General features: G+C 63.2%; 16 protein-coding genes. 14 read left to right on the forward strand and 2 right to left on the reverse strand.

Features of this window, described 5'->3' with window-relative positions:
- Nucleotides 1-230: 230 nt before the first annotated feature.
- A complete protein-coding gene (locus ACSYG9_RS07250; RefSeq protein ID WP_440126517.1) occupies nt 231-1,544 on the forward strand; it encodes a bifunctional o-acetylhomoserine/o-acetylserine sulfhydrylase in 1,314 nt (437 codons plus the stop codon).
- Between the two features lie 66 nt (nt 1,545-1,610).
- Here ACSYG9_RS07250 and ACSYG9_RS07255 read toward each other — a convergent pair whose 3' ends face one another.
- Nucleotides 1,611-2,576: a TIGR00341 family protein gene (locus ACSYG9_RS07255; protein ID WP_440126518.1), complete on the reverse strand. Its 966-nt coding sequence runs from the start codon at nt 2,574-2,576 to the stop codon at nt 1,611-1,613.
- A 437-nt stretch (nt 2,577-3,013) separates the two neighbouring features.
- Between ACSYG9_RS07255 and ACSYG9_RS07260 the strand changes: the two genes are divergently transcribed.
- The gene (locus ACSYG9_RS07260; RefSeq protein ID WP_440126519.1) at nt 3,014-5,632 is read left to right on the forward strand and encodes a LuxR C-terminal-related transcriptional regulator; all 2,619 of its coding nucleotides are present in this window, start codon (nt 3,014-3,016) and stop codon (nt 5,630-5,632) included.
- A gap of 42 nt (nt 5,633-5,674) precedes the next feature.
- On the opposite strand, the gene ACSYG9_RS07265 is transcribed toward ACSYG9_RS07260, so the two are convergent.
- The gene (locus tag ACSYG9_RS07265; protein WP_440126520.1) at nt 5,675-6,073 is read right to left on the reverse strand and encodes a DUF7144 family membrane protein; all 399 of its coding nucleotides are present in this window, start codon (nt 6,071-6,073) and stop codon (nt 5,675-5,677) included.
- Nucleotides 6,074-6,252: 179 nt separating this feature from the next.
- On the opposite strand from ACSYG9_RS07265, the gene ACSYG9_RS07270 reads away from it, so the two are divergent.
- The 12 genes from ACSYG9_RS07270 to ACSYG9_RS07325 all read left to right on the forward strand — a co-directional run bounded on the left by ACSYG9_RS07270 (nt 6,253) and on the right by ACSYG9_RS07325 (nt 19,008).
- A complete protein-coding gene (locus ACSYG9_RS07270) occupies nt 6,253-6,480 on the forward strand; it encodes a hypothetical protein (RefSeq protein WP_440126521.1) in 228 nt (75 codons plus the stop codon).
- A gap of 17 nt (nt 6,481-6,497) precedes the next feature.
- On the forward strand, nt 6,498-6,950 hold the full coding sequence (locus ACSYG9_RS07275; protein WP_454841844.1) for a DUF6069 family protein: 453 nt from the start codon (nt 6,498-6,500) through the stop codon (nt 6,948-6,950).
- Between the two features lie 66 nt (nt 6,951-7,016).
- Complete coding sequence (locus ACSYG9_RS07280; RefSeq protein WP_454841845.1) at nt 7,017-8,915, forward strand: alkyl/aryl-sulfatase; 1,899 nt, start codon at nt 7,017-7,019, stop codon at nt 8,913-8,915.
- Between the two features lie 93 nt (nt 8,916-9,008).
- Nucleotides 9,009-10,208: an NAD-dependent epimerase/dehydratase family protein gene (locus tag ACSYG9_RS07285; RefSeq protein WP_454841847.1), complete on the forward strand. Its 1,200-nt coding sequence runs from the start codon at nt 9,009-9,011 to the stop codon at nt 10,206-10,208.
- Nucleotides 10,201-12,120, forward strand: coding sequence for a hypothetical protein (locus ACSYG9_RS07290; RefSeq protein ID WP_454841849.1), 1,920 nt, complete (start codon nt 10,201-10,203; stop codon nt 12,118-12,120). Before ACSYG9_RS07285 ends, ACSYG9_RS07290 begins: the two co-directional genes overlap by 8 nt.
- A complete protein-coding gene (locus ACSYG9_RS07295; protein WP_454841850.1) occupies nt 12,117-13,976 on the forward strand; it encodes a glycosyltransferase in 1,860 nt (619 codons plus the stop codon). Before ACSYG9_RS07290 ends, ACSYG9_RS07295 begins: the two co-directional genes overlap by 4 nt.
- A gap of 16 nt (nt 13,977-13,992) precedes the next feature.
- Nucleotides 13,993-14,424 (forward strand): DUF6325 family protein, encoded by a 432-nt coding sequence (locus tag ACSYG9_RS07300; RefSeq protein WP_454841852.1) that lies wholly within the window; start codon nt 13,993-13,995, stop codon nt 14,422-14,424.
- Nucleotides 14,425-14,459: 35 nt separating this feature from the next.
- Nucleotides 14,460-14,780: an SHOCT domain-containing protein gene (locus ACSYG9_RS07305; RefSeq protein WP_454841854.1), complete on the forward strand. Its 321-nt coding sequence runs from the start codon at nt 14,460-14,462 to the stop codon at nt 14,778-14,780.
- Nucleotides 14,781-14,836: 56 nt separating this feature from the next.
- Complete coding sequence (locus ACSYG9_RS07310) at nt 14,837-15,490, forward strand: GAP family protein (RefSeq protein WP_454841856.1); 654 nt, start codon at nt 14,837-14,839, stop codon at nt 15,488-15,490.
- Complete coding sequence (locus ACSYG9_RS07315; protein WP_454841858.1) at nt 15,490-17,205, forward strand: SulP family inorganic anion transporter; 1,716 nt, start codon at nt 15,490-15,492, stop codon at nt 17,203-17,205. Before ACSYG9_RS07310 ends, ACSYG9_RS07315 begins: the two co-directional genes overlap by 1 nt.
- 103 nt (nt 17,206-17,308) lie before the next feature.
- Complete coding sequence (locus tag ACSYG9_RS07320; RefSeq protein WP_054712398.1) at nt 17,309-17,797, forward strand: DUF1269 domain-containing protein; 489 nt, start codon at nt 17,309-17,311, stop codon at nt 17,795-17,797.
- 26 nt (nt 17,798-17,823) lie between these two features.
- Nucleotides 17,824-19,008: an AI-2E family transporter gene (locus tag ACSYG9_RS07325; RefSeq protein WP_454841861.1), complete on the forward strand. Its 1,185-nt coding sequence runs from the start codon at nt 17,824-17,826 to the stop codon at nt 19,006-19,008.
- The last annotated feature ends 15 nt before the right edge of the window (nt 19,009-19,023 follow it).

A 19,023-nucleotide genomic window follows, 5' to 3' on the forward strand; every position in this document is an offset into this window, starting at 1 on the left:
CGTGAGCAGGACGTACGAACAGTCGCCGGGACATCCGTCGGCGCATGTCCATGCCCGGAAACTGTGTATCTGCGGGTGCCAGGCCCGCTGACCGCCCGCACCCACACCCTCCGGTCCCACGACCCGGCCGGCTCGAAGATCGCTGCGCAGGGTCGCGGACCGCAAGGTCGGCACATCCTCTGAAATCACGAGCCTTCAGAACCACCCGAGAAAACCGGAGCCCGAAACCCATGAGTGACACCACGCCCGACGCTGTCGATCCGGCCGCCGACTGGAACTTCGAGACGAAGCAGATCCACGTAGGACAGCCCGCAGGTGGCGACACCAAAGCCCGGGCGCTTCCGATCTACCAGACCACAAGCTACACCTTCGACAACACCGACCACGCTGCCGCGCTGTTCGGCCTCGCCGAGACCGGGAACATCTACACCCGCATCATGAATCCCACACAGGATGCGGTCGAACAGCGCATCGCCGCCCTCGAAGGTGGCGTCGCTGCGCTGCTGCTCTCCTCAGGTCAGGCCGCCGAGACCTTCGCGATCCTCAACGTGGCCCAGGCAGGCGACCACATCGTCGCGAGCCCCTACCTGTACGGCGGCACCTACAACCTGCTGCACTACACGCTCACCAAACTCGGCATCGAGACAACCTTCGTCGAGGATCCGGACGATCTCGAGCAGTGGCGCGCAGCCATCCGCCCCAACACCCGGGCGTTCTTCGCCGAGACCATCGCCAACCCGAAGAACCACATCCTCGACATCCCCGGCATCTCCGGTGTCGCGCATGACAGCGGCCTGCCGCTGATCGTCGACAACACCGTCGCCACCCCGTACCTGATCCGCCCGCTCGAGCACGGCGCCGACATCGTCGTCCACTCGGCCACCAAGTACCTCGGCGGACACGGCACGGCGATCGCCGGCGTCATCGTCGACGGTGGCACGTTCGACTGGACACAGGGTCGCCACGAGGGATTCACCACCCCCGACCCCAGCTACCACGGTGTGGTCTACGCCGACCTCGGCGCACCCGCGTTCGCCCTCAAGGCGCGTGTCCAACTCCTGCGCGACCTCGGCTCCGCGGTATCACCGTTCAATGCCTTCCTCATCTCGCAGGGGCTCGAAACCCTGAGCCTGCGAATGGAGCGCCACGTCGCCAACACTCAGAAGGTCGCGGAGTTCCTGGAGCAGCGTCCCGAGGTCAGCTCTGTCGCCTATCCCGGCCTGAAGTCGTCGCCCTGGTACGACCGCGCCCAGCAATTGGCTCCCAAGGGTGCCGGCGCGATCGTGGTGTTCGAACTCGCAGGCGGCATCGACGCCGGTAAGAAGTTCGTCAACGCGCTGACGCTGCACAGCCACGTGGCCAACATCGGCGACGTGCGGTCACTGGTGATCCATCCGGCATCCACCACACACTCGCAGTTGTCCGCCGAGGAACAGCTGGCAGCCGGCGTCACTCCCGGACTCGTCCGCCTCGCCGTCGGAATCGAGCACATCGACGACATCCTCGCCGATATCACCGTCGGTCTCGAGGCCGCAGGAAGCTGATCCGGCAGACTCGTGCACACGGGCCGGGGAGGGCACGCACCGAGCGTCCGTCCCCGGCCCCGTTCGTCACGGCGTGACCCGGCCACCGACCGTATGCACGACGACGACATCGAGATGCCACGGGACGAGGGTGTCAACTGTCTGCTGGAGTTCGTCCACCGGAGGTAGCCCGTCGGGTGCCAGGACATGAATCGTCGCCGTATTCTGCTGCAGGGAAACGTCGGTGACCTGAGAATTCTCGTCGTCCCCGAGCCAGATCTCGGTGGCCTCCGCGATCTGGCCTGCCCAGAGCGACGACAGCGAATTCACCACCATCGGAATGGCGACGATGATCAGTGCGACGGCAAGGACGGCGTACGCGCGCCCGCGTCGTGCTTCACCTGCCCCGGCTTCCCTGGCATACCCTACGATGACGAGCACCACTGTCGCGGTGACGATCATGGCCACCATGTTGGAAGCAAACAGCACGAACGCACCGAACGCGAGCCCCGGTGCCCCCGAGCCGAGACAGACGCCCACCACCGCAAGCGGCGGCACCAACGAGATCGCGATTGCCACACCCGGGAGCACGTCGCCGACGTCGCGCCGCGTGATAGCAACGACGCCCACCAGCCCGGTTGCCAGCGCGGCGGTGAGGTCCATCAGTTTCGGGGACGTTCGGCCGACCACCTGCGAGTTCGACAACACATTCGTCGGATTGGGAAGTAACTGCGACACCAGGAATCCCACTGCCACCACCAGCACGATTCCCGCGAGAACCAGCAGCAGGCTCCGCACGATAAGCTCTCCACGGCCCGTCGCGACTCCGAGTCCCACACCGAGGATCGGCACCGACAGCGGTGCAACGATCATGGCGCCGATCACCGTCGCGGTCGAATCACCCGCTACACCCGACGCAGCGATCACCGCGGACAATGTCAGCATGATCCAGAAGGCCGATCGTTTCGATGCAGACTCCCCCGCACTGAGATCGAGGCGGTCGACGAGTTCGTCGAGCGCCCGCCGCTGACTGTCCGGAACCAGAATGTTCATGGCCGAGTCCCGCTCTCTTGGGATGACGAATTCACAAGGTGTTCAACGCCTTATCGAACTGCATCACTGCGAGCAGCACGAGCAGAGCGACATTGACAAGCCTCGTATGCATTGCAATCCACATACGTAGTCGCATCAGTGGCCTGTGGGTCCCTCCCCTCGAATCATGAGACAGATCGACCGGATTGACCACGAACAGCCCGATCTCGAGCGCGAGATCCTTCGGATAAGTCGCATCGATCGCGAAAATGGCACCGAACACAACTGTAGAGACGGTGATGCTCGTCGCGGCTCACCCGGCGCGGATGAAAACGTACGTTGCGAATCCTGGCTGCAACGTGTGGGCTCGTCCCGTTCATCCCCCGAGGTCAGCTCGATTGCGATAAATTCGTCCGCGGGGGGCAGAGCCTAGGAGAACACATCTGACAGTTTCTTGAATGGGAGCCGCGGTGCTGCTCATCAACGGCGACGACAGTTCCACCAGGACGGCCGGACGAGGCGCTCGGTCGATTCCCCGCCTCGCAACCGAGCCCGTACACCGACATCAATTGTGCGGCCACTTCGAACGGGCCCGGCAGCTCGGCGGAGGTGTCGCGCTCGTGTGCGGCATGGCCGGAACCGGCAAGACCGTAGCGGTCACCGAGTGGCTGCGCTGCACTCGTCTGCCCGCCTCACCCGCTCAGGTGGCGTGGACGACGCTCTCCGAGGAGCACAACAATCCCCGAGCGTTCTGGGACGAACTGCATCGGTCGTTCGGCGATTCCCCGCCCTGCCACGGCGAGCAGGCGCCGAGGACGCGGGCAGAGATGTTCGTGCGGTGGCTCGACACGATCGAGGATCCTGCCGTCCTCATTCTCGACCACGCTCATGTAATCCACGACCCGCTGACCCTGTCCGGGTTGGCGCACCTTCTCGAGATTCTGCCCGACCACGTCACCGTGGTGTCGACCTCCAGATTCCCACCCCCGATACCGTGGCACCAACTGGACCTGACCGGAGCCCTGGTACGACTCGACGGGGTCGACCTGGCGTTCGGCCGGGAAGAGACCCGCCAGGTGCTCAGTGCGGGCAATGTGGCGGTCACCGAGGACGAACTCGACGCGGTCGTCGCGCTCACCGACGGGTGGGTCGCCATGGTCCGGTTCATCACGCTCGTGTTGTCGGCCCGCGGCAACAGCAGAGAGATCCTCGCATCGGCCACCGCATCGGAACATCCGGCGATATCCGATTTTCTGGTGGGTGAACTACTCGACAGCATCAGCACGGAACAGCGCGAATTCTTGATACGGACCGCGGTCACCGAGTCGTTCGATGTAGATCTTGCCACCGAACTCGCGGGACCTGAAGCAGCACGAGTACTCGCGGAGATCGTCGCCGCGTATTTCCCGATATCTCACACGGGAGCCACCGGGGCGGAAATCTACAGTTACCACCCGCTCATGCGTTCACATCTCAAGGCCGAGCTCGACCGGATGCTCGGTCGCGACGGGGTGCGCAGGCTCGAGCTCGAGGTCGGTGGCTGGTATTCGAGGAGCGGGGACCCGGTACAGGCCGCCCGCTATCTCAGCGCCGCGGACAATCGATATGCACTGTCGAAATGCGTCCTCGACCTAGGTCCGAAAGCAGTGTTCGGAATACACGGTGCTGGCTTTCTGAAAGTCCTCGATTCCGCGCCCTCCGACATCGCCGACGACCCGTTCGTCCACCTCTTGCGCAGCGTGCACGCGCTGGCTCTCGGTGTTCCGGTCGAAGCCGATACGTTTCTCCGTGCCGCATCTGCCCGCTCGTCTTCCATATGTCCTGCAGTAACGTTCGATCGTTTTCATCACGCTGTCGAAATCGATGTCCGTAGCGCACTCGGAGAAGAAATCGACAAGGTATCTGTACCGGCAGCCTCCGGAGACCATCGCGATATCGAGTCCTACATCGCGGTCCAGCAAGCCAAGTGCCAAATGACGGCCGGTCATCGAGGTACTGCCGATCGTCTTCTGGCCGCCGTCAGCCTTGCCGAGCACGCCGACAGTGTCCGCCCCCATCTGGAAGCTCTGATGCTGCTCGCATTGAACGAAGGGGTTCGCGGGCGCCTGTCGGCGATGAACGCGCGCGCTCTGATAGGCGTCGAATACGCGCGGGAAGTAGGGCTTTCGGGGTCAGGGGATGCCGACCGGTGTGCGGTGATGTGCCGCTACCACCATTTTCTTTGTGGAACGCAACCGCCGGAAGGGATCGATCGGCCGCTCGCAATGTCCGTCGGCATCGATGGACTTTCGTCGCCCTACGCCGGCTGGGACAGCTACGCGATCTCTCAGCTCATTGCCTTTCACCGGACCGCAGACAAGACGGCAGCTGCCCGCGAGATCACCGACGTGGTCCTTACCGCTCTGACCGATTCCCGGATGGGTGCCAGATCGGCGCCGATCATCCCGTTCGCAGCTCAGTCATTCGTGGCCTTCCACGAACTCGATCAGGCCCAGCGGATCATCGAGGGGGCAACAAGAGTTCTGGGCCGGCACCCCCTTTTCGATCTCGCCGCGGCAACGGTCGAACACGCTCGTGGACGCTCTGCGCGTGCCCGGGAACTTCTGGATTCCGCCCTGGGGGATCGACCCGTTCCCGGGGTCGCCCAGGTCGAAGCCCATCTACTGCGAGCGGTCCTCCGTGCAGCGTCCGACCACGAATTCGGAGCATACGACGACCTCGAGGCTGCGCTCGCCCTCGCCGAGCCCGAGCATCTGGTCCGGCCGTTCCTCACCATCGGTGGGGCAATGGCACTGCTCGATACTCACAGCGGACGGTTCGGCCGGCTGGATCCGTTCGTCGAAAGCATCCGGACGCACCCCGACGCGCCGCACGCCTCGACGCACGTCGTCCTCACACCCGCCGAAGTGCGCGTGCTCAAGCAGCTACCTTCTCCCCAGACCACTCAGGAAATCGCGCACGCGCTGGCGCTATCCGTCAACACCATCAAGACACATCTGAGAGGCGTGTACGGGAAGCTGGGCGTGTCGTCTCGGGGAGATGCCATCACAGCCGCTCGGCTGACCGGCCTGCTCTAGTAGTACAGCCCTACCGGTCAGCCCGAGACACCGGACAGGAGATCAGCGGTCGGGATCCCACGTCGCCACTGCCCAGATCACGACGATGTCCAAGGCGATGATGAGGATGGACCACATCGGGTAGTACGGCAGCCACAGGAAGTTGGCGACGATCGACAGACAGGCCAGGACGATCGCCGTGAAGCGTGCCCATGTGGCCCCCGATATCAGCGCAAAGGCCGTGATCACCACGAGAATGCCCACAATCAGGTGGATCCAGCCCCACGTTGTCGTATTCAGCTCGAATATGTACTCGGCGCCGACCACGAACAGTTCGTCGGTGGCGATGGCAGAGATCCCCTGCAGGATCGACACCACGCCGACGACGAGCAGGATGAGCGCAGCCGCGATCGATGTACCTGCCGCAAAACCTTGTTTGACGCCTCCACCGGACGAAGACATAACCGATTCCCTTCATGTGTGATGCGGACCCGGACACGGTCCGGCACGCTCTATTGCACGCGGTTCCCGAGTAATCCCACATCGCCCATCAGAGGTGATCTCTCGAAGTTCACCGCGTACGGGTGAAGCGCATCGTCAATCAGTGCGACATCCTGGTGTGCACCACGAGAGGAGCGGCGATGCAGCCAGATTCGTGGCCGAAGGGCGTGCGATACTCGTTCACCGTCGCCGGTACGCTGTCCGAACGCGCACTCACAGCGTTTCCGGAACTGAAGGTGTCCGACATTCCCGGTGCATACACCATGCTCTACGGCTCGATCGCGAGTCAGACCGAGCTACGTGGGGTACTGGCACGATTCGATGCCCTGGGCCTCACGCTCATCGAAATGAGCCGTCTTCCCGACTGATCGAGAAAGGATTCTGGATGACCCAGTACAACCCGGAGCCTGCGACAATCACGGTGGATGCCAGGAAGTTGTGGTCGGGTGGCCTTGCAACCGCCGTCGTTGCCGCACTCGCCGCCGTAGTGGGGCTACTCGTAGCTCGTGAACTGCTCGACGTCCCGGTGATCACGCCGGAAATACTGTTCGGTCGATCCCAGGCCGTCAATCTTGCGGTGTTCGCGGCTGTTGCGGCTCTGATCGCGACAGGGTTGTTACACCTGCTCATTGTGTCGACTCCGCGTGCCACGAGCTTCTTCGGCTGGATCTGCACACTCGCGACCGTCGCCGTGGCGCTGTGGCCGTTCATGTTCGATGCGACCTTGGCCTCGAAGGTGTGCAGCGGCGTGCTCTACCTCATCGTCGGTACTGCAATCGTCTCGCTCCTGTCGGGCGTCGCACGATCTGCGTCGGTTCCCGAGCCGAGAGTCCGGTGAGGCGGTGCGACGAGATCACCTCCGATGGGTGATGGCTCCGCACGGGATCGGCAACACAATCGGTCCATGACGCAACATCAGGACGCCACAGCCGCTGTGTCGAACAAGAATTCGGAAGCACAGCAGACCCTTCCATTCTCGGACACTCAGGACTTCTCGGACGCCGAGCGCGGTTTCATCGCTTCGCTCGAGCCCGGGGTCGTCAAGGATGCGTCGGGGAACATCGTGTGGGACAGCGATGCCTTCGCCTTCCTCGAAGGAGAGTGCCCACCCACCGTCAACCCGAGTCTCTGGCGCCAGTCAAGACTCTGCGCGATGCAGGGACTCTACGAGGTCACCGAGGGTATCTACCAGGTCCGCGGGCTCGACCTGTCGAACATGACCATCGTCGAAGGCGACACCGGCGTCATCATCATCGATCCGCTCATCTCCACCGAGACCGCCGCCGCAGGCCTGAGCCTGTACCGTGCGAACCGAGGGGATCGCCCTGTTACCGGCGTGATCTACTCGCACTGCCACATCGACCATTTCGGCGGTGTCAAAGGCGTCACCACCGAACAAGACGTTGCGGCAGGGCGTTGCCCCGTGGTGGCGCCGATCGGCTTCGTCGAACATGCGGTCGCCGAGAACGTGTACGCGGGTACCGCAATGGCGCGACGGTCCGCGTACATGTACGGGGCAGCCCTTCCACGTGGCCCGCAGGGTTCCATCGGCGCTGGTCTCGGCCCCACGAACTCCACCGGTACACCGACTCTCATCCCCCCGACGGTCCATATCGATCACACCGGACAGTCCGAGGTGATCGACGGTGTGCGCGTCGAGTTCCAGCTCACGCCTGGCACCGAAGCGCCCGCCGAGATGAACTTCTACTTCCCCGACAAACGCGCGTTGTGCATGGCGGAGAATGCAACCCATACGCTGCACAATCTCCTGACGCTGCGTGGGGCGCTGGTCCGCGATCCGCACGTGTGGTCGAAGTACCTGACCGAATCCATCAACAGCTACGCATCCCGCACCGATGTGCTGTTCGCGTCGCATCATTGGCCCACGTGGGACACCGAACGCATCACCGATTTCCTATCGGTCCAGCGTGACCTCTACGGCTACCTGCACGACCAGACTCTCCGAGCGATGAACAAGGGGTCTGTCGGTATCGAGATCGCCGAAGACATCGATCTGCCGCCTGCGATCGAAACCGCCTGGCATACCCATGGCTACTACGGTTCGGTCAGCCACAACGTCAAGGCCATCTATCAGCGCTACATGGGCTGGTTCAACGGCAACCCAGCAAACCTCTGGGAGCATCCGCCGGTCGCCTCTGCGAAACGCCACGTCGAGTTCATGGGCGGTGCGCAGGAAGTTATCGCGAAGGCCCGTCGATCATACGACGAAGGCGATTTCCGCTGGGTCGCACAGGTACTCAACTACGTGATCTTTGCCGATCCGGCCAACACCGAAGCCAAGTCGCTACAAGCCGACACCCTCGAGCAGCTCGGCTACGGTTCCGAGAACGGCACCTGGAGGAACTTCTTCCTGATGGGCGCGTACGAACTCCGCAACGGGGGTATCGGCACACCGCTGTCGACCGCGTCCGCCGACATCGCGGGCGCGCTCACGATCGAGCAGGTATTCGACGCACTCGCGTTGAGAGTCGACGGGCCCCGGGCATGGGATGCACACATCACGATCGACTGGGAAGTGAGCGATCAGTCGGTCACCCATCGAGCTCAACTGCGAAACGGGCTGCTCGTCCACTTCGACTTGGGGGATGCCGATCTGGGGTCGCCGGACGTCACCTTCACTCTCACGAGTCGTGCACTGCACGAGGCACTACTCGGTGGTGCCGATCTGAGTGCCATGATCGAGGACGGGTCGGTCGGGGCCGACGGCAACGTCGCCGCATTGTCCGAACTCGTCGGATATCTCGATTCTCCCGACCCGGACTTCGCAATCGTGACACCGTAGCAAAGAGCGGAGTGACCCCTGACGAGTCGCGCACTTCGTCAGGGGTCGCCCGGAATATACTCACTGCCCGGAGCAACTCGGCAGAGGCAACCCATGGAACTACTCATCCTCGGCGGCGACGGATTCTGCGGCTGGCCGACCGCTCTGCATCTCTCCGCACATGGACACACTGTCACGATCGTCGACAGCTTCGTGCGGCGTCGCATCGACGACGAACTCCGGGTTCGGTCACTGACACCGATTCGCCCACTTCCCGAGCGCCTCGAAGCATGGACGAGCGCCACCGGAAACAAGATCGACTTCGTGGAAATCGATCTTGCCGAAGACTATTCGGCATTCACGGAGCTTATTGTGATGAAGCGGCCGGATGCCGTGGTGCATTTCGCCGAACAGCGTGCAGCGCCGTACTCGATGAAGTCCTCGGCCCACAAGCGGTACACGATTCAGAACAACGTGGCCACCACCCATAATCTTCTCGCGGCTGTGGTCGAGGTGGGTCTCGATACCCATGTCGTACATCTCGGAACCATGGGGGTCTACGGCTACGAATCGGTTCCGGTCGACCTGCCCGAGGGATATCTGACCGTGTCCTACCCCGACCGCACAGGCCGAAATCACAGCCGGGAGATCCTCTACCCCACACAGCCGGGCAGCGTGTACCACTTGAGTAAATCGTTGGATCAGTTGCTGTTCCAGTTCTATGCGAACAACGACGGTGTGCGTATCACCGATCTCCACCAGGGGATCGTATGGGGCACACAGACCGACGAGACCGAACTCGACCCACGGCTCATCAATAGATTCGACTACGACGGAGACTACGGAACAGTCCTCAACCGCTTCCTGGTCGAAGCGGCGATCGGCTATCCGTTGACCGTCCACGGAACCGGTGGGCAGACTCGGGCCTTCATCAACATCCGCGACACGGTGCGTTGCATCAGGCTGGCAGTGGAATCGGGTGCGGAGGTGTCGGGGCGGGTACGCGTGATGAACCAGGTGACCGAAACCCACCGGGTGTCCGATCTGGCGCACCTCGTCGCCGACCTACTCGGCGCTGAAGTCGAGTCCGTGTCCAACCCACGCAAGGAAGCCGACGAGAACCAGCTCCAGGTACGAAACGACCAGCTCGTGAGCCTCGGGCTGAGACCGATCAAGCTGGCGACGGGTCTGTTGACGGAGTCCGTCGAGATCGCGCAGAAGTACTCGGATCGCATCGAGAGGGATCGCATCCCGTGCACGTCCTTCTGGAACCGGAATCGACAGGCCGCTGCCGGGAGGCTCGCGCATGACTGACGACAACACACCTCCGGACGGCGACACATCTCCCGACGAAAAGCCTTCCGATAAGGAACCGACGACACCGGACTACTTCCCTGGAGAGAAAGATCGTTCGGTTCCTCGGTCCGCATGGTGGGTCCTCGGCCTCGCAGTTGCACTACTGCTGGCGTTCGTCGTCGTCCGCCCCATCTGGTTCGGACAATCGGATGAGGGCGTCGCACCCTTGGATGTATCCGACGACCGGCACTTCACCAAGACACTGGCCGGGCTCGGTAGCAATGACGGCACCTGGCTGACCGACTCCTCACCGTCGACCTCGTTCCTCGTCTCGCTCCCCGTCGACTCGGCGCGCGATCGAACCCGCTTACACCTCACCGGGACCACACAGATCGCTGAGGACAGCACCGTCTTCATGAGTGTCGCCATGGACGGACAGGAAGTCTACGAAAACCAGTTGCCACGCGGTGAGAACGACCTCGACGTAGCGATCGACATCCCCGAGCAGGCGGCACAGGACGGGCACGTTCGGGTCCGCGTCAGAACCCGGGGGATTCTGCACACCGAAGTCTGCACGCCTGACCGTTCCGCAGGCATGGTCATCCACCTCGATCCTGGAACGGCGGTCGAAGCTGCACTCTCGGAGCCGATCCACACGGTCCGCGATGCGGTCGCGGCGTTGAGTCGCGATCTGACCGTGGTCCTCACCGATCAGAGCGACGAATGGCGCTCAACCGCTGCCGATGCCGCGATCGCCATGACGCGGTCCGGGTACGACGTGACATTTTCCGACCGGATCCCCGAAACCGGCCCCGCCGACACACTCCTGGTCGGTCCGGCGGCGCAGCTGACCGACGTCACCGGTTGGATCGGCACCGAGACACAGGGCGAGGGAATCTCGCTGGGCACACTGGGTGATACACCCGTTCTCGGCGTCGTCGAACCTCGGGCGGACCTCGCGGCGCTCTTCCTGTCGACTCCCGCCGTGACCCTCGCCGACACCGCGGTCTCCGATCCGCGAGCACTCACCGCTGTCGCGGCCGGCGATCCCGCGAGCCTCGGCGTTCTCGGCGCGGATGTCACGGAAACCGAGATCACGGAGTCGCACAACTGGACCGCACGGTATTCGCTCGCCGACCTTCCCGGCGGGCGCCTCCCCGAAGCTGTGCGGGTGGATCTGCAGATGCCGGCATCACCCCCAGATCTCACCTGGATCCTGAATGTCACACTGAACGGTCAGTTCCTCGACAGCCGCCGACTCGATTCGCCGGATCCCGTCGTTGTCCCGTTGCCGCCGACCGCTCAGCTCCTCGACAACAGGCTGACCCTCACCGTCGAGCGCGACCGAGACATCGGTGGTTGCGACATGCGGCTCACCAGTTATCCGATACAGCTTCTCGACACGTCCGCTCTCGTTCTCGGCGACGACCCCGGTGCCGGGTTCACCGCGATACCCCGCGACCTGGCACCCGGTTACACCGTATTCATTCCCGATACCGAGTCGGTGTCGACGGTCGAGCTGCTCAACGCTATGGTCCCGATATTGGCCGAGTTCGGTCCGCCGCATCACTATCCGGACTACCGATGGAATGCCTCGCCGATACCCGGCGCACCATTCGTCGTAATAGGCCCGAGCCCCGACGTGGACACACTCGTGGACATGCAGGACGGTCGGCTCACCGCCGGTCCAGATAACGAACCGGTGCTCGACCTGACTGCATTCGAGGACGGGACGTTGGTCCAGTGCGCAACCGAACCTGGTGGTAGCAGGGGGCTGTCGGTCCAGGCATCCGGCGATCCCGGACGTGCTCCCTGGCCCGCCTTCGGACGCGAATGCGTTCAGGTGGTCACCCCCGGAGGCAGCTTCACCCTCGATGCCGGAGGCGCCGTGGTTTCTGATGATCCCCCGCGGTCGAACACTCCGCGATGACCATGGATCACCGGGGCCTGCCGACCCCCGCAGCAATCGCCGACCACTACCGGTCGGTGGACAGCGCACCTGCGAAGTACGCGGTCGACCGCCCGGCAAGTGCAAGCAACGGTTTCCTCGTCACGTTCACGGCGATCAGCATCATCGTGCTGACGGCTCTGACCGTGCTGGTGAACGCAGGGTTCCTGGACCAGAGTGACCCTGTCCTTCTCGCAGGCGACCGTGGAAGCGTCGCCATGCCTACCCGTCTGTTCATCACCGTCTTCTTCATCACCTATGCCGTGTACGCCTATTCGAACGGGTGGCGACGGCTGTTCATCGGCTTCTCTCTTCTCGGCAAGTTCGCAGTTGCCTGCCTCGTAGTCGATACGATCGGGTGGGCGCTCTACGTACTCGACCTGCTTACACTGTCGATATTCGCTCAACAGGTGATATCCGGGCTCGTCGCACTCGCGCTCTTCCCACACACGATCATGCGGCAGGCTCAGCTTCCCACAGCGCGGCGCGGGCGGATCTCCCCCCGCACACCGCTGAGCGCCTACCTCACGTTGTTCCTCTGCTTGATCCTCGCGCTGATCGTCGCAACTCTCGTCGAGCAGGTGTTCTTCAGGGCAGTCATCGATCTCAAACAGTGGGCCCTCCTCGGAGGTATGGGCCCAGGTATCTTCCTCGTACAACAACTGTTCGCGGGATTCACTGCGTACTTCGGGTGGCGCGTACTCGCCCGATCACGCCGGCGCGAGTTCTCGCCACCGTTGGCCGTGCTCGTTCCCGCCCACGACGAGGCCCACGATATTGCGGCCACGATCGTGGCGGTCGACCGCGCCGCCGCCACCTATCCGGGCCACATCCACCTCTATGTCGTCGACAACGCATCAACCGATGCCACATTCGCCGTGGCCGAACAAACGATCGCGGAGTGCAGCGTGATCACCGGCGAAGTGCTCGAATGCGCACAACCGGGAAAGGCGATCGCGCTCAACATGGGCATCCGACAGATCAGCGAAGAATTCCTGGTCCGGATCGATGCCGACACCGTGATCGCGCCGGGATGCCTGGAAACCGCGTTACGGCACTTCGCGGATCCGAAAGTCGGGTCGGTGGGAGGCCTGCCGTTGCCCGCGAAACAGGACACCTGGATCGACAAAGTGCGCCTGGTGGAAGTGCTCCTCCGGCACGGATTCTTCCAGGTCTCTCTCGACGGATATCAGGGAGTTCTGGGCGTACCCGGGATGTTCACTGTCTACCGTCGCAGCGTCCTGATAGAAGTGGGCGGCGTCGCCGAGGGAATGAACGGTGAGGACACCGACATCTGCCTTCGTATGGACGCAGCCGGATACCACACTGTCGCGGATCCGAAGGCCCACTATTACAGCGAGACCCCAGTCTCGTACGCGCACCTACGCGAACAGCGGGTCCGATGGTTCCGCAGCATCTACCACATCGCCGCGCACAATCGGGGCACCCTGCTCGATCGACGATCCATCACCGGAACTTTCGTACTCCCGTTCCAGCTCGTCAACGCAGCTCGGCGGGCCATGCTCGCACCGATTCTCATCTACGCCCTCGTTGTCGAGATCATCTTTCGCCCGGTCTTCGGCGACCTGCGCTGGCAGCCGTTGGTCGCGACCGTTCTGGGAATGCAGATGATCGTGGCACTGCTCGTGTGCTTCTTCTGGTGGCGGAGATCCATCCGGTACATACCCGCTTATCTCGCGTTCCGGGTCCTGCGCAGCTACTTCACGATCGGCGCTGCACTGAGTCTGGTCTTCCCTCCACTCGAGCCACGGTGGCCGGGTATCAGCAGGATGCGCCGAACCTCATCCGCATCGGGTGAAGCGCAGTACGAGAATTGACGGAAGCATTGGCTCCATGACACAGCCAGTTTCTCTCGGGCCCGTGGAAATGGTCGTCCTGTCGTTCCCCGGAACGCAGATCGACGCGGCAGTGACAGCAGCCTTCGCGGAAGTCGTCGACGGTGGCTACGCCACGATCCTCGACCTCATCTATCTGTCGAAGGACGCCGACGGCACCCTCAGCCAAATCGAGATCGACGAACCCCTCTCCGAAACCGGTCTCGACGGAATCACCGTCGATCCACTCGGACTCGTCAGCGACGAGGACCTCGACGTCGTCCGCTCGTCGATGGAGCCCGGCACCTCGGCCGTCGTGATCGTGTACGAGGAGACGTGGGCCCGCAAGCTCGCCGGCGAAGTTCGCAGAGCAGGCGGCGAGGTCGAACTGCACGTGCAGGTCCCCCGCGACGCAGTCGAAGCAGCCTTGTCTGTGTCGTCGAAACAGTAGCGCCCACTCGCCGCATCCCAGAAAGAGGTAGTTCCATGGTCTTCCGTAGGGGACGCGTCGGCCGTCCAGGTCTGCTCGGCACGGTCGCACGCACCGCCGTCATCTCGGGCACAGCCACCGCCACATCCAATGCCATCAACCGGCGCGGCCAGCAACGCGCGGCCGAACAACAGGCCTACGCCGCGCAACAGGCTCCGCCTCCACTTCCCCCGCAGGACTATCCCGCGCCGGCGCCTGCAGCGCCCGCATCCTCCGAGGACTTGGTCTCGAAGCTGAAGCAGCTCGGCGAGCTTCACACAGCAGGTGTGTTGTCCGACGACGAGTTCGCCGCCGCGAAAAAGCAACTTCTCGGCTGAGATTCATCCGGTACAGGTGAGCCGGAGAACGCCGGCCGACTGATTGACTGGCCGTCATGGGCACCAGTATCGGAGAAGTCCTTCCACTGGCCGTAGGTGTCGCGATCTCGCCGATACCTATCGTGGCAGTCATCCTGATGTTGTTGTCGCGCAATGCGAGAGCAACCAGCTCGGGATTCGGAGTGGGCTGGGTCGTCGGCATCCTCGCCGTCACCGGAATTGCCATCGTACTGTCGGGCTCAGCGACCCCGGACGACGGCGGCGGCTCGTCCACCGGGTGGATCAAGGTGGCCCTCGGCCTCCTCCTGATATTCCTTGCTTTCAAGCAGTGGCGCTCGCGCGCCGACACCACACCCCCGAAGTGGATGCAGGCCATCGATCAGTTCACATTCATCAAGGCCGCCGGTCTCGGGCTGGTGTTGTCTGCGGTGAACCCCAAGAACTTACTCCTGTGCGCGTCGGCGGGTGTCGCCATCGGCACAGCCGGATTGTCCTCGGGCAACGCGACAGTGGTGTGGCTGATCTTCACGGTCCTCGCTGCCTGCTCGGTCCTGGTTCCCGTCATCGGCTACGCATTCGCGGCGGACCGACTGGCCGATTCTCTCGATGCGGCCAAGAACTGGTTGCAGGCGAACAATCACATGGTGATGGCCCTCGTGCTGCTGATCATGGGTGTGACCGTCGTCGGCAAGGGCCTCGGGGGGCTGTGATGAACCGGCGAGCCTCTCCCTCCTGGCCGGTCTTCGGATCGTTGCAGGGATATCGACGATCGTGGATCCGAGCCGACGTCGTCGCCGGGTTGACGGTCTGGGCGGTTCTCGTCCCGGAAGCTCTCGCCTATGCGACGATCGCCGGGGTTCCTCCGGTGATCGGCCTGTATGCGGCGATACCCGCCCTGGTGCTGTATGCGGCAGCGGGAAGTTCGAGGCACCTCGTGGTCGGCCCGATGTCGGCCACGGCCGCGCTGTCAGCTGCGATCATCGCACCGATCGCCGGTGCCGACGACGGCAAGTTCGTGGCGCTGTCAGCGGGGCTGGCGATCGCCACCGGAATCGTCGGCCTGATCGCGGGATTCGCGCGCCTCGGATTCATTGCGTCGTTCATCTCCGAACCCGTGTTGAAGGGGTTCATCGTCGGCCTCGCGTTGACGATCATCATCGGACAGGTCCCGAAGCTCTTCGGTCTCGAGAAGACGGAAGGCAACTTCTTCGTCCAAGCGTGGGGCGTCATCCGGGATCTCGGCGACACCGATTGGCGCACCCTGACCGTCGGAATCATCTGCCTTGCTGTCGTGCTGGGGTTCAAGCGATGGTTGCCGCTCATCCCCGGCGCGCTCGTCGCGGTGGCCGTCGGCATCCTTGCCGTAGCGATCTTCGGTCTCGACGACAAGGGTGTGGCCATCGTCGGGCACATCGATTCCGGTCTACCGAGCGTCGGTCTCCCTGCCGGGATCGGGTTTCACGACTACATCGACCTTCTCGGACCTGCCGTCGGTGTCCTTCTGATCGGGTTTGCCGAAGGACTGGGCGCCGCAAAGACGTACGCGGTCAAACAGGGGTATACCGTCGACCCAAATCGCGAACTGCTGGGGCTCGGGCTCGCCAATCTCGGGTCCGGACTCGGGTCGGGCATGGTGGTCAACGGCAGCCTGTCCAAGACCGCGGTCAACGGCGGGGCCGGCGCCAAGACCCAGGTCAGCGGCCTCGTCGTCGCCGCGCTTGTCGTGCTGACATTGCTCTTCCTCACAGGGTTGTTCGAACAACTGCCCGACGCGGCGCTCGCCGCGATCGTGATCGCCGCAGTCATCGAACTCGTCGATTTCGCTGCACTGCGGCGCCTCTACCGGGTGTGGACCGACCGGCTCGGCAGCATCTACGGCCTCGCCGCACGAGAAGATTTCGCGGCCGCGATCGCAGCGATGCTGGGCGTGCTGCTGTTCGATACGCTCCCCGGTCTCGTCATCGGCATCGGCGTGTCGATGCTGCTGCTCCTGTACCGGTCGTCGCGACCGCATGTTGCGTCGCTGGTTCGTTCGGGCGACCGGTGGGTGGACATCACAGCGCACCCGTCGGATGGCCATGCCGCCGGCAGACCCGATGTTCTCGTGGTGCGGGTCGAGTCCGGTCTCTACTTCGCGAACTCCGACTACGTGCATCAGCAGGTCAAGGCGCGGTGTACCGACGAGACGCGCGTCGTCGTGCTGGATGCGGAGACGTCCCCGTTCATCGATGTCAGTGCCGCACAGATGCTGTTCGAACTACGCGACACACTCGCCGAGGGTGGGATCGCACTGCGTATCGCCCGCGATATCGGTCAATTCGGTGATGTGCTGGAGCATTCCAGTTCAGGGGGCGCGCCGATCGCGGTCTATCCGACCGTCCGTGCCGCCGTTGCCGGCGCAGACCCGATTACCGACACGGACTGACCAGTCCCGCAGGATCTCACCCTCGCCGTATGAAGACCCGATGCCCGCGGCCCCATAGCGTCGAGTCCGACAGAATCACCACGTCACCGAATCGAGGAAACCCATGGCCGGAACCCTGACCGTATGGAAGTTCGATACCGAAACCGGCGCCGACACTGCCGTCGAGACATTGAAAGACCTGCAGCGTCAGGAACTCATCACCGTGCACGATGCCGCCGTGGTCAGCTGGGCCGAAGGAGCGAAGAAGCCGAAGACACGACAGCTGAACAACCTCGCCGGGATCGGCGCTCTGGGCGGCGCCTTCTGGGGGCTGCTGTTCGGAATTCTTTTCTTCATTCCTCTCATCGGTGCTGCAGTCGGAGCTGGGATCGGAGCCTTGAGCGGTTCTCTGACCGATGTCGGAATCGACGACAGCTTCATCAAGCAGTTGAAGGAGAAGATCACTCCGGGCACGTCTGCCCTGTTCGTCTTGACCTCCGACGCGACCCTCGATCGAGTTCACGACGAGTTCAAGGGGCAGAAGGCCGAATTGATCTCGACGAACCTGTCCCATGATCAGGAAGCAGCCCTGCGCGAAGTCTTCGCCGAGTAACACAGCGTCGACCAGGAGGAATCCGGATGGGCTCCCGATACACACCTGTGAACACAGAATCGGCACCGCTGCCCTGGACGATTCCTCGGGGGTTGATCGTTCTCCTTGCCCTGGCAGCCACCGTCGTTGCGGTTGCCGGGGCAAGAGCACTGTCAGGCCTGCTCGCTCCGCTGTTCCTGGCGCTGATGCTCACCATTGCGGTGCAGCCGATCCAGACATGGGCCGCGCGACGGGGGATTCCCGTATGGGCAGGGATGCTGGCCGCGTTGGCAGCCGTGTACGCCATCCTGCTCGGTTTGATCGGCGCACTCCTCCTGTCCGTTGCCCAACTTGCCACAGAATTGCCGCAGTACACCGACAGCCTGAACAACTTGCTCGACGGGGCACATGCGCAGTTGAGCAATGCCGGAGTCGACGACGACCGCATCGCCAGCGCGCTGAGCAGTCTCGATCTCGGGAAACTCGTCGGATTGCTCGACGACCTGCTGGCAGGACTCCTCGGAGTCGTGTCGAACGTCGTCTTCATCATGGCTCTGCTGCTGTTCATGGCCATCGATGGCAGTACCATCGGGCGCCGCATGCGCGTCGTCGACCGGATGCGTCCCGACATCTCCTACGCGCTCTCTGCTTTCGTCGGCGGCACGCGCAAGTACCTGATCGTGTCCACGGTCTTCGGTCTCATCGTGGCGGTGTTCGACGGTGCCGCGCTGTGGCTGCTGGGTGTGCCACTGCCCATCCTCTGGGCGCTGTTGTCGTTCATCACCAACTACATCCCGAACATCGGCTTCATCATCGGACTCGTTCCTCCAGCGCTTCTGGCATTGCTCGAGGGCGGGCCGGAACTCATGTTGTGGGTGATCGTGGTCTACAGCGTCATCAACTTCGTGATCCAGTCGATCATCCAACCGAAGTTCGTCGGCGACGCCGTCGGGTTGAGCGTGACAGTGACATTCCTGTCACTGGTGTTCTGGTCGTGGGTACTGGGGGCACTCGGAGCACTTCTGGCGGTGCCGTTGACGCTGCTGGTGAAGGCCCTGCTCATCGATATCGACCAGTCCACGCGATGGGTCGATGCGCTGATCGGCGATTCGTCCGACGCCTCCGAACCCGAGCCGGACCCCGACACGTCCGACCCGGACAGATCCGAAAAGCCCGGGGACCCCGACGATGCTGCAGAACCACAAGCGCAACACGTCGAGGACCCGGGTTGACCGGCATCGCCGTCA

It is taken from the genome of Rhodococcus sp. SJ-2 (assembly GCF_053750035.1).